This is a genomic window from Micromonospora sp. NPDC047548 (assembly GCF_040642975.1).
Lineage (GTDB): Bacteria > Actinomycetota > Actinomycetes > Mycobacteriales > Micromonosporaceae > Micromonospora.
Genome location: NZ_JBEYTI010000011.1, coordinates 114,955 through 126,439 on the forward strand (window position 1 = coordinate 114,955; position 11,485 = coordinate 126,439).

Genomic DNA, 11,485 nt, shown 5'->3' on the forward strand with positions numbered 1-11,485 from the left:
ACTAGACTCTGCGGCATGGCAAAGCCCCAGGAGAAGGTCTCGTTCGGCCAGCGGCTGAAGCAGATCGGGATGGTGTTCAAGTTCACCGCCAAGCAGGACAGGTGGTTCGCGCCGCTGACCGCCGCGGCGGTGCTGATCCCGCTCGCGCTCACGGTGGTCGCGGTGATCCTCTGGGGTTGGCTCTGGCTGCCGCTGGGCATCCTGATCACCCTGCTCGCCGTGCTGATCGTGCTCAACCTGCGGTCCAACAAGGCGATGATGAACGCCGCCGAGGGGCAGCCCGGCGCGGCGGCGCAGATCATGGAGAGCATGCGCGGCGACTGGCGGGTCACCCCGGCGGTCAGCTCCACCACCCAGATGGACATGGTGCACCTGGTGATCGGCCGGCCCGGCGTGATCCTGCTGGCCGAGGGGAACCCGCAGCGGGTCCGCGGCCTGCTCGGCCAGGAGAAGCGCCGGCTGGCCAAGGTGATCGGCTCGGCGCCGCTCTACGACTACGTCATCGGCCAGGCCGAGGGCGAGCTGCCGATCCGCAAGTTGCGGATGACCCTGATGCGGCTGCCGCGCAACCTCCAGGGCAAGGACGTCAACGCGCTGGACAAGCGGCTCAAGGCGCTCACCGCCCGCCCGCAGATGCCCAAGGGCGCGATTCCGAAGAACATGCGGCCGCCGGGCGGCGCGTTCCGCCAGTCGCGGGGCCGCTGACCCCCGCCGTACGCGAAGAGCCGGGCCCGACGGGCCCGGCTCTTTCCCGTTCCCGGCGCCAGCCCGGGGGTGTCAGGAGCGGGTGGGGCGGGGGGCGTCGGCGATCACCGATCCGGTGAGCCGGTCGTGCAGGCCGCGCCGGCGCCCGTCCATGATCAGGGCGGGCACCACCAGGGCGAGCAGCAGGCCGCGCAGCAGGGCTCGGACCAGCCCGATCCGGCCGCCGTCGGCCCAGTCGACGCAGCGGATCCTGGTGATGAACATGCCCGGGGTCTGCGCGAACAGCCCGAGGAAGAAGCCGTACTCCAGGATCAGCACGAGGACGGGCGCCCAGCCGTCGCGGACCGGGTCGGCGAAGCCCCGGGCGACCAGCAGGCAGAGCAGCCAGTCGATCAGCAGGGCGCCGAAGCGGCGGCCGATGGTCGGGGGCGTGAAGGCGGGGTCCGCGGCGGGCGGTACCGGTACGGCGGCGGGGCTGGTCACAGCGGTCAAGGGTAGCGGGGCGCGCAGTGCCTCCCGGATCGGCACGCATCACGGAATCGGGCCAACCGCATCAATTAGCCATACACCGTCCTGGCGGGTATCGTCCGAACGGTGACCCGGCGAGGGCTGAGCGGCGCAGATGACGCTCCGCGAGCGACGTAACACGGCGGAAACAGAGGAGACACGGCCGGGCAACCGCGCCGACATAGCGTCGCCAGTGCCCAGCCACCCCGTGGACGTGCCAGGAGGACGTGTGTTCGCCAATCCCGAGGAACTCCTGCGATACCTCAAGAACGAGGACGTGAAGTTCGTCGACGTACGTTTCTGTGACCTGCCCGGCGTGATGCAGCACTTCAACCTGCCGGCGGAGTCCTTCGACGACAGCGTCTTCACCGACGGCCTCGCGTTCGACGGCTCGTCGATCCGCGGCTTCCAGGCGATCCACGAGTCGGACATGCTCCTGCTCCCGGACGTCGCCAGCGCCTTCATCGACCCGTTCCGCGCGCAGAAGACCCTGGCGCTGAACTTCTTCATCCACGACCCGTTCACCCGCGAGGCGTACTCCCGGGACCCGCGCAACGTGGCGAAGAAGGCCGAGGCGTTCCTGGCGGCGAGCGGCATCGCCGACACGGCGTACTTCGGCGCCGAGGCGGAGTTCTACATCTTCGACTCGATCCGCCACGAGACCTCCGCGCACCAGTCGTTCTACTACATCGACTCGATCGAGGGCGCGTGGAACTCCGGCCGTGAGGAGCCCGGTGGCAACCGCGGTTACAAGACCGCGTACAAGGGCGGCTACTTCCCGGTGCCGCCGGTCGACCACTACGCCGACCTGCGCGACAGCATGGTCCGCCGCCTCGTCGACGCCGGTTTCACCGTGGAGCGCTCGCACCACGAGGTGGGCACCGCCGGGCAGTCGGAGATCAACTACAAGTTCTCCACCCTGCTGCAGTCCGCCGACCAGCTCCAGCTCTTCAAGTACCTGATCAAGAACGAGGCCTGGGCCGCCGGCAAGACCGCGACGTTCATGCCGAAGCCGCTCTTCGGTGACAACGGCTCGGGCATGCACACCCACCAGAGCCTCTGGCTCAACGGCGAGCCGCTGTTCTACGACGAGACCGGCTACGCCGGCCTGTCGGACACCGCCCGCTGGTACATCGGCGGTCTGCTGCACCACGCCCCGTCGCTGCTGGCCTTCACCAACCCGACGGTCAACTCGTACCGCCGGCTGGTGCCGGGCTTCGAGGCGCCGGTCAACCTGGTCTACTCGCAGCGCAACCGCTCCGCCTGCACCCGCATCCCGGTCACCGGCAGCAACCCGAAGGCCAAGCGGGTCGAGTTCCGGGTGCCGGACCCGTCCAGCAACCCGTACCTCGCCTTCTCGGCGATGATGATGGCCGGCCTGGACGGCATCAAGAACAAGATGGAGCCACCGGCGCCGATCGACAAGGACCTGTACGACCTGCCGCCGGAGGAGTGGGGCAGCGTCAAGCAGGTGCCGGGCTCGCTGCCCGAGGTGCTCGACGCCCTCGAGGCCGACCACGACTACCTGCTCGACGGCGGCGTCTTCACGCCAGACCTGATCTCCACCTGGGTGGGCTGGAAGCGGGCGAACGAGGTCGACCCGGTGCGCCTGCGCCCGACCCCGCACGAGTTCGCGATGTACTTCGACTGCTGAGCAGTCGTCCGACACCGGCCGGGCCGGCTCCGCGATCGCGGGGCCGGCCCGGGCGCGCTTCGGGACAGCGGCATACCTTCGCGACCGATATATTGCCGGGATGGACACACCGCTACGCGAACCCACCTTCCTCATCCTGACCGCGCTGGCCCGCGAGCCCATGCACGGCTACGGCATCATCGGCGAGGTCGCCGCCCTCTCCGAGGGGCGGCTGTCGCTGCGCCCGGGCACCCTCTACGGCGCGCTGGACCGGCTGGTCGACGCCGGTCTGGTCGAGGTGGACCGGGAGGAGGTGGTGGACGGCCGGCTGCGCCGCTACTACCGCCTCTCCGCCACCGGTGACGCCACCCTGACCGCCGAGACCGAACGGCTGCGTCGCAACGTCGAGGCGGCCACCGCCCGGCTACGGAAGGGCTCCCGCGTCGCCCGGCAGGTCGCCCCCCGTACCGCCGGAGGGCTGGCATGACCGAGCTGGAGCGCCGCTACCTGCGGCTGCTGCGGGCGTACCCGGCGGACTACCGGCGGGCGCGCGGCACCGAGATCGTCGGGACGTACCTCGACCTGGCCGGACCGGAACGGCGCTGGCCCTCGTCGGCGGACGCCGCGGACCTCGTGCGCGGCGGCCTGCGTCAGCGGCTGCGCGCCGCCGCGGCCACCGACCTCATTCCAGGGGTACGCCTCGCGGCCGTGCTCGCCTTCTACACCGCCGTCACCCTGGCCGGGATCTGGGCCGGCGCTGCGACGTATCCGGCGCCGGCCGAGCTGGGACACAGTGGCACCTTCGGGCCGTTTGGCAGCGCCGGGGCGATCGCCTGGGTGGGCTGGCTGGTGGCCGCCGTCGTGGTAGCCATCGCCCCGGGTCGTCCCGGTCGGGTCGCGGTCGTGATCGCCCTGGCGCTCACCCTCGCGGTGATCCCGATCGGCGCACACACCGGTCCGGGCCGACCGCCACTGTTCGTGCTGCTGCCGCAGATCGCCCTCGGAGTGGTGGCGCTGGCACTGCCGGACCGGCTACCCGCACCGGTGCGGTACACCGCACCGGCCCTGGGCGGGGCCGCCGTCGCCCTGATGGCCGTCGCGTTGACACCCGGCGAGTACTGGGGCTACGAGGCCTGGGCGGGGGCGCGAATCGTGCCGGCCGCCGGCGTGATCCTGCTCCTCGCCGCCCTGCTGCTCGGGGCGGGGCTGGCACTGCGGCAGGACCTGCGCGGGGTGTGGGCAACCCTGGTGCTGCTCACCCCGGTCGGTCTGCTCTCGCTGCGCGTCATCGCCGGCGCCGTCGGCGGCCTGCGCGACACGCCCAACCCGAGTTGGGGCGGACTTGCGGCCACCGCTGTCGCCGTCACCCTACTCGGCCCGGCGGTGTTGCCACTGGCAGTGGCGATCCGGCGTCGGGTGGGACGACAACGACCCGCCGACGTCCGCTGCCCGACCTGCGGAGCACACCGCTGACGCCGCAGACCCCACGCCTGCGCATGGCAGACGCGGGGCGCCCCCTCATCGCGCGGCGGTCGGGCGTGCCGTCCTGGCCCTGAGCGCGTTCCGCAACGCCCATCCGGCGAACACCACCACCAGCGCCGTCATGGCGATCGCCCCGGGCGCCTTCGTGTACCGGGCCAACGACGTCCCGTCCGGCAGGGCCAGGAAGGAGGCCACCGCGCAGGGCAGCACGAACCAGGTGGTGCGGGTCGCCGAGACGGCGAGCACCAGCAGCGGCCAGGTCGCGTACCAGGGGTGGAGGACCGGGGCCAGCACCACCGTGGCGGCCAGCGCGACGCCGGCGGCGTACAGGGTGATCCGGGGGCGGGCCGCCGCCAGCCGGTGCACCCGCTGCCGGGCGTCGTTGAGAGCGCGCAGCGCCGTCCAGGCCCGCCACCAGAGCGCCACCAGCAGCGCCGCGAGCAGCACCAGCGCCACCGCCCGGGTGACCGGCACCGCGGCCGGCTCCCGCCCGGCCAGCTGCCCCAGGTAGTCCACGACGACGCCGACGGCGGTGGGCGGCGAGGTCCACTGCTCGGTGTCGCCGCTGCGGGCCAGGCCGGCGATCCAGCCGAGGCCGAGCCCGGACAGCGCCGAGGTGGCGGCCAGCGCGGCCAGCACGCCGCCGGCCAGCCAGCCCCCGTCACGCAGCAGCGCGCGCGGGGTGTAGCGGCCGAGCACCGCCGTGAGGGCCGCGAACGGCAGCACCACCACGGCGGTGGCCTTCACCGTCACCGCCAGACCGAGCAGCACCCCGGCGGCCAGCAGCGGCTTCGGCTTGCCGGGCAGCCGGACCAGCACCAACAGGCCGAGCAGGAGCAGCCCGAGCATCACCGCGTCGTTGTGCGCGCCGGCCACCAGGTGCACCCCGACCAGCGGGCAGGCCAGCGCCAGCCAGGCCGCCCGGGCGGTGGGCACCCCGGCGGCCCGGGCCAGCCCGGGCAGGCAGAGCGCGGCCAGCAGCACCCCGGCCAGCGCGACCAGCCGCAGCAGCACGATCGTGCCGACCAGGCCACCGCCGAGGGTCGTAGCCAGCGCGGCGAGCAGCACGAAGAACGGGCCGTACGGCGCGGGGGTGTCCCGCCAGATCGGCGCGACCGAGTCGACCCACGGGCAGCCGGCCGCCGCCACCCCCACACGGTACGGGTCGCGACCGGCGGCGTACGCCCAGCCCTGGCAGGCGTACGAGTAGACGTCCCGGCTGCCCAGCGGCGGCGCGGCCAGCAGCGGAACCAACCAGAGCCCGGCGGTGAGGTACGCCCACCGGGTCGACGGCGCGCCCCGGCGCAGCGACCACCAGGCCCCGACCAGCAGCGCCGTGCCGACCAGCCAGCAGCCCAGCGCCCACGGCCCGTACCCGGCCCGCCAGGGGCCGGTGGGCGGGATGTCGGGCAGCGCCCCGCCCAGCCACCCGGCGACGGCGAGCAGCACCGCGCCGGCCAGGCCGGCGTACCTGGCGGGTCGGGCCCGGCCGGCGGGCGGTGGCCCGGGCTCGGTCACCGGCAGCCTCTCCTCAGTCGGCGGGGACCGGCCGGCGGGCCGCCCGAGCCGACCGTACCAACCGGACGGCCACCACGATCACCAACAGCGTCATCAGCGGTGCACCGGGCATCTTGGTGTACCGGGCCAGGCCGGAGCCGTCGGCCAGCACCAGGAACGAGGAGACCACCGTGACCACGCTGAACCAGCCGGCGCGCAGCGCCGTGGCGGCCAGCACGGTCAGCGGCCAGGTCCAGTACCAGGGGTGGAAGAGCGGGGCCAGCGCGACCGTGGCGGCCAGCGCCAGCCCGGCGTGCCACAGCGGGTCGCGGGTGCGGGCCCGCCACCACAGCCAGACCAGCAGCACGGCGAGCACCACCATGCCGATCGCCCGGGTCACCGGCAGCGCGTCGACGTGCGCGCCGAAGAGCGCCGCGACGTACCCGACGGTCTGTCCGACCGCGGTGGGCGGCGAGGTCCAGGCGATCACGTCGCCACCGCGGGCCAGGCCGGAGACCCAGCCGAAGTCGAGGCCGGCGGCGAAGGTCGCCCCGACCACCGCGGCGACCGCGCCCCCGACCACCGGGCCGCCGTCGCGCAGCAGCGCCCTGATCCGGTACGGCCCGACGATCGCGACCAGCGCGGCGAACGGCACCACGACCAACGCGGTGACCTTGACGGCGGCGGCGAGCCCGAGCAGAACTCCCCCGGCCAGCAGCGGGCCGGTGCGCCCGGGCCGGGCTGCCACCACGGCCAGCCCGGCGACCAGCAGCCCGACCATCAGCGCGTCGTTGTGCGCCCCGGAGACCAGGTGCACGCCGACCAGCGGGGAGGCCAGCGCCAGCCAGAGCGCCCGGCGCACCGGCACCCCGCAGCGGCGGGCCAGCACCGGCAAACACCAGGCGGTCAGCGCCACCCCCGCCACGGCGATCAGCCGGAACAGCGCGATGCTGGCGTAGAGCGAGCCGGTGGCCTTGACGATCGCGCCGGAGATCATCACGAAGAGCGGCCCGTACGGGGCGGGGGTGTCCCGCCAGATGTACGAGATGGTGTCCAGCCAGGGGCAGGGCAGCGCCGAGACGCCCTGCTCGTACGGGTTGATCCCGGCCGCGTAGCTCGCGCCCTGGCAGGCGTACGCGTAGACGTCCCGGCTGCCCAGCGGCGGCGCGACCAGCAGCGGGACCAGCCAGAGCCCGGCGGTGACCAGCGCCCACCGGGCGGACGGCACCCGGTCGCGCAGCGACCACCAGGCCCAGGCCATCAGCGCGGTGCCGACCAGCCAGGCGCCCACGACGAGCGGCCCGTGCCGGCCCTGCCAGATGCTGACCGGGGTGGCCCGCAGCGGTGAGTGCGGCAGCGCGCCACCGAGGTATGCGGCGACGGCGAGCAACGCCGAGCCGGCCAGTCCGATCCAGCGCGTGAGGTGGTGAGGCACGTCCGACATGCTGCCAGTACGGTGGTCGCGGACCGGAGGTGGGCATGCGGGGCAGCAGGGTGGTGGGGCTCTCCGCCGTCTGGGCCGCCGGGCTGGGCGGGGTGTGGCTGGCCCTGCCGCCGATGGGCTCGGACCTCTCCGCCCAGGTGGCCCGGGCCGACTTCTTCGCCGCGCACGGCACCGCCCTGGTCGACCTGCGCTGGTACGCCGGCATCCACCCGCTCGGCTACAGCCTGGTCAGCCCGCCGCTGATGGCTGCCCTGGGGGTCCGCGTCACCGGCGTCCTCGCCCTGGTCGCGGCGGCCACCGCGTTCGCCGCGCTGCTGGTGCGCACGCCGGTGCCCCGTCCGCTGCTCGGCAGCCTCGTCGGGGTGCTCACCATCGCCGGCAACCTGGTCTCCGGCCGGGTCACGTACGCCCTCGGCGTCGCGTTCGGCCTGGCCGCGCTGCTCGCCCTGACGTTGCCGGCGCACGCCCCGCCCGGCCGCCGCTGGGCACGCCCGGCCCTGGTCGTGGCCGGCGCGCTGCTGGCCTCGGCGACCAGCCCCGTCGCCGGCCTCTTCGTCGGCCTGGCCGGCGCGGCGCTGCTGCTCACCCGCCGGTACGCCGACGGCCTGCTGCTCGGCGTCGCCGCCGCGCTGCCGCTGGGGGTGACCGGGCTGCTCTTCGGGGAGGGCGGCTGGATGAACATCAGCCGCACCGACACGTTGCGGACGGTGCTGACCAGCCTCCTGGTGGCGGCGCTGGTGGCGTACCGGCCGGTGCGGGTGGGGGCGCTGCTGGCGGCGGCGGGGGTGCTGGTGGCGGCGTCGGTGCACACCCCGGTCGGGTTGAACGCCACCCGGCTGGTGGTGATGTTCGCGCTGCCCGTGCTGGCCGCGGCCGCCCGGCCGCCCCGCTGGCTGACCGACCGGCTGCGCGTCACGCCATGGGGTCGTACCACCGGCGGGGTGGCGCTCGCCGTGCTGCTGGCCGCGGTCTGCGCGTGGCAGCCCCCGGTGGTCGCCGCCGACCTGCGCAGCGTCGACGACCCGACCGCCGCCCGGTCGTACTTCGCCCCGCTGCGTGCCGAGCTGGCCCGGCGCGGGCTCAGCGGCCGGGTGGAGGTCCCGCCGACCCGCAACTACTGGGAGGCCGCCCAGCTCGGCGAGGTGCCGCTGGCCCGGGGCTGGCTGCGGCAGGCCGACATCGCCCGCAACCCGCTCTTCTTCACCACGGTGCCGGGGGCCACCGGAACCGGGGTGCCACTGACCGCGCAGAGCTACCGGGCCTGGCTCGCGGCGAACGCGGTGCAGTACGTGGCCGTCCCGGACGCCCCGCTCTCGTGGGTGGGGCGGGCCGAGGCCGAGCTGGTCGAGGCGGGGCTGCCGTACCTGACCGAAGTCTGGTCGGACGGCCGCTGGCGGCTCTGGGCGGTGACCGACCCGACGCCGATCGTGGGCGCGCCGGGCGAACTGGTCCGGCAGGACGCCGCGTCGCTGACCTTCCACGCGCCGGCCGCCGCGACGGTGCCGGTCCGGGTACGGCACACCCGCTGGCTGACCGCCTCCGGCGGTGCCACCGTCGCCGCCGACGGGGAGTGGACGACGGTGACGGTGCCGCGGGCCGGCACGTACACCCTCGGCGGCTGAGCTGTCCCGCCCGGCCGCGGTCACGGACGGGCGGACGCTCCCGGGTGTCTCCTCCCCGCCCTTTCGAGCTGATGTCGCCAACGATTCACGGGCGGTGGCGCCGGGTCCAGATGGCGGCGAGTCCAGATGGCGGCGGGAGGCCGCGGCGGCGGATGGGTGATTCGTCTGCGTCATCAGCTCCAAAGGGACCGCACCGCCGGCCCGGCCAGGACGGGTCGGCTCACGTCAGGTGAGGTCGGGTCGGACCGGGGTGGGGCGGGCACGGACGTGCAGCCGCTCCCCCTGCGGCCCGAAGAGGCTGAGGATCTCCAGCGGGGTGTCGTACGGGTTGCCGAACCAGTGCGGCGTACGGGTGTCGAACTCGGCGACCTCCCCCGCCTCCAGGGTCAGGTCGTGCCCGCCGAGCAGCAGCCGGCACCGCCCGGAGAGCACGTAGAGCCACTCGTACCCCTCGTGCACCTGCTGTTCCGGCTCCCCCGCCGACCCACGCGGCGGGTAGACCATCTTGTACGCCTGCACGCCGCCGGGCCGGCGGGTCAGCGGCACGATGGTGACCCCGTTGCGGACCACCGGCCGGGGGCGGACCCGGGGGTCGCCGGTCTCCGGCGCGCCGACCAGGTCGTCGAGCGGCACCCGGTGGAACCGGGCCAGCGGGAGCAGCAGTTCCAGGGTGGGGCGGCGGCCGCCGGACTCCAGCCGGGACAGGGTGCTCACCGAGATCCCGGTGGCGGCGGAGAGCTGGGCCAGCGTCACGGCGCGCTGCTGGCGCAGCGCCCGCAGGCGCGGCCCGACCGACGCCAGCACCTCGTCCGACGCCGCCGCGGTCGTCACGGCGTGCGCCGATCCTCCGTTGTTTGCCATAACGGCAACAATACTTGTCATCCTGGCCCAGGAGCGCGGACGATCCGGAACGTGAGGGCGGCACCCGGCCCGCCCGGAGGAGGCTCGGACGATGACGGAAGCAGTGGTCCAGGACGTGGTGGTCGTCGGCGGTGGCGCGGCTGGGCTGAGCGGCGCCCTCGCCCTGGGCCGGTTCCGCCGGTCGGTGCTGGTGGTCGACGACGGCAGCCCGCGCAACGCCCCCGCCGGCCACGTGCACAACTACCTGACCAGCGAGGGCCTGCCCCCCGCCGAGCTCTACGCGACCGGCCGGGCCGAGATCGCCCGGTACGGCGTACCGATCCTCGACGGCCGGGTGACCGCGGCCCGGCGGCTGCCCGACGACGCCGACGGCGCCCGGTTCGCGGTCGAGCTGGCCGACGGCCAGACCGTGCGGGCCCGACGGCTGCTGATCGCCACCGGCCTCGCCGATGAACTCCCCGCAGTCGCGGGCCTCGCCGAGCGGTGGGGCCGGGACGTGCTGCACTGCCCCTACTGCCACGGCTGGGAGGCACGCGACCAGGCCGTGGGGGTACTCGCCACCGGTCCGACGGCGACCCACCTGGCGCTGCTGTTCCGCCAGCTCACCGACGACGTGGTGGTGTTCACCCACACCGGGCCGCCGCTGCCGGACGACCAGGCCGAGCAGCTGGCCGCGCGGGGGGTCACCGTCGTCGCCGGTGAGGTCACCGCGCTGGAGCTGTCCGACGACCGGCTCACCGGCGTCCGGCTGGGCTCCGGCGAGGTGGTCGCCCGGCAGGCCCTGGTGGTCTCACCCCGGTTCCACGCCCGGGTCGGGCTGGTGGCCGACCTTGGGCTGCCGACCAGCGACTTCGTCGTCGCCGGGCAGGTGCTCGGCAGCCACGTCACCGCCGACGCCACCGGGGCGACCGAGGTGCCGGGGGTGTGGGTGGCCGGCAACGCGGCCGACCCGCAGGCCACCGTGATCGTCGCCGCGGCGGCGGGCCTGAAGGCCGCCACCGCGCTCAACGCCGACCTGATCGCCGAGGAGACCGACCAGGCGGTCGCCGCGCTGCGCGCCCGGACCGGCGCGGACACTGGGGCCCGGACCGACGCGGACGCCGTGGACGCCGAGACCGCCCGCCACTGGGACGCCCTCTACCAGCGGCGGGACCGGGTCTGGAGCGGGCGGGCCAACCCGCACCTGGTTGACGTCGCGGGCCCGTTGCCGGCCGGCACCGCGCTGGACCTCGGCTGCGGCGAGGGCGGCGACGCGATCTGGCTGGCCGGGCGGGGCTGGCGGGTGACCGCGGTGGACGTCTCCGCCACCGCCCTGGAACGGGCGGCGGCGGAGGCGGCCACGGCCGGGATGGCGTCCCGGATCGACTTCCGGCGGCACGACCTCACCCGCACCTTCCCGGACGGAATGTTCGACCTGGTCTCCGCGCAGTTCCTCCAGTCGCCGCTGGAGTTCCCCCGGGCGGAGGTGCTGCGGGCGGCGGCGCGGGCGGTGGCGCCCGGCGGCCGGCTGCTGATCGTCGAGCACGGCGAGGTTCCGCCATCGTCCCGCCTGGCCCACCCGGACCGGCGCTTCCCCACCCCGGAGGAGACCCTGGCCGAACTCGACCTCGACCCGGACGGCTGGCACACCGAGCGGCTGGACGCGCCACGCCGGGACGTCACCGGCCCGGACGGGCAGCCCGCCACCCTGGTCGACCACCTGGTGCTGGTGCGCCGCCGGTAGCCGCGACGCGG

At 74.7% G+C, this 11,485-nt stretch carries 10 protein-coding genes; 6 read left to right on the forward strand and 4 right to left on the reverse strand.

Features of this window, described 5'->3' with window-relative positions; all coding sequences use genetic code 11:
- Nucleotides 1-15: 15 nt before the first annotated feature.
- The gene (locus ABZ807_RS14510) at nt 16-705 is read left to right on the forward strand and encodes a DUF4191 domain-containing protein (protein WP_357156715.1); all 690 of its coding nucleotides are present in this window, start codon (nt 16-18) and stop codon (nt 703-705) included.
- A gap of 72 nt (nt 706-777) precedes the next feature.
- Here the strand turns inward: ABZ807_RS14510 and ABZ807_RS14515 are convergent, their stop codons facing one another.
- Nucleotides 778-1,125 (reverse strand): RDD family protein, encoded by a 348-nt coding sequence (locus tag ABZ807_RS14515; RefSeq protein ID WP_357156872.1) that lies wholly within the window; start codon nt 1,123-1,125, stop codon nt 778-780.
- Between the two features lie 316 nt (nt 1,126-1,441).
- Between ABZ807_RS14515 and glnA the strand changes: the two genes are divergently transcribed.
- From glnA to ABZ807_RS14530, 3 genes are all read left to right on the forward strand, one after another.
- On the forward strand, nt 1,442-2,866 hold the full coding sequence (glnA, locus tag ABZ807_RS14520; protein ID WP_357156717.1) for a type I glutamate--ammonia ligase: 1,425 nt from the start codon (nt 1,442-1,444) through the stop codon (nt 2,864-2,866).
- Between the two features lie 100 nt (nt 2,867-2,966).
- Nucleotides 2,967-3,332, forward strand: a complete 366-nt coding sequence (locus ABZ807_RS14525) for a helix-turn-helix transcriptional regulator (RefSeq protein ID WP_357156719.1) — start codon at nt 2,967-2,969, stop codon at nt 3,330-3,332.
- Nucleotides 3,329-4,318: a hypothetical protein gene (locus ABZ807_RS14530; RefSeq protein ID WP_357156721.1), complete on the forward strand. Its 990-nt coding sequence runs from the start codon at nt 3,329-3,331 to the stop codon at nt 4,316-4,318. Before ABZ807_RS14525 ends, ABZ807_RS14530 begins: the two co-directional genes overlap by 4 nt.
- Nucleotides 4,319-4,363: 45 nt before the next feature.
- On the opposite strand, the gene mptB (ABZ807_RS14535) is transcribed toward ABZ807_RS14530, so the two are convergent.
- Entirely contained in the window at nt 4,364-5,845 is a 1,482-nt protein-coding gene (gene mptB, locus ABZ807_RS14535) for a polyprenol phosphomannose-dependent alpha 1,6 mannosyltransferase MptB (protein ID WP_357156723.1), read from the reverse strand.
- 13 nt (nt 5,846-5,858) lie between these two features.
- Nucleotides 5,859-7,259 (reverse strand): polyprenol phosphomannose-dependent alpha 1,6 mannosyltransferase MptB, encoded by a 1,401-nt coding sequence (gene mptB / locus ABZ807_RS14540; RefSeq protein ID WP_357156725.1) that lies wholly within the window; start codon nt 7,257-7,259, stop codon nt 5,859-5,861.
- Between the two features lie 44 nt (nt 7,260-7,303).
- Between mptB (ABZ807_RS14540) and ABZ807_RS14545 the strand changes: the two genes are divergently transcribed.
- Nucleotides 7,304-8,890: a hypothetical protein gene (locus tag ABZ807_RS14545; RefSeq protein ID WP_357156727.1), complete on the forward strand. Its 1,587-nt coding sequence runs from the start codon at nt 7,304-7,306 to the stop codon at nt 8,888-8,890.
- 225 nt (nt 8,891-9,115) lie between these two features.
- Here the strand turns inward: ABZ807_RS14545 and ABZ807_RS14550 are convergent, their stop codons facing one another.
- Nucleotides 9,116-9,751, reverse strand: a complete 636-nt coding sequence (locus tag ABZ807_RS14550) for an XRE family transcriptional regulator (protein WP_357156729.1) — start codon at nt 9,749-9,751, stop codon at nt 9,116-9,118.
- Between the two features lie 91 nt (nt 9,752-9,842).
- Between ABZ807_RS14550 and ABZ807_RS14555 the strand changes: the two genes are divergently transcribed.
- On the forward strand, nt 9,843-11,474 hold the full coding sequence (locus ABZ807_RS14555) for an FAD-dependent oxidoreductase (protein WP_357156731.1): 1,632 nt from the start codon (nt 9,843-9,845) through the stop codon (nt 11,472-11,474).
- The last annotated feature ends 11 nt before the right edge of the window (nt 11,475-11,485 follow it).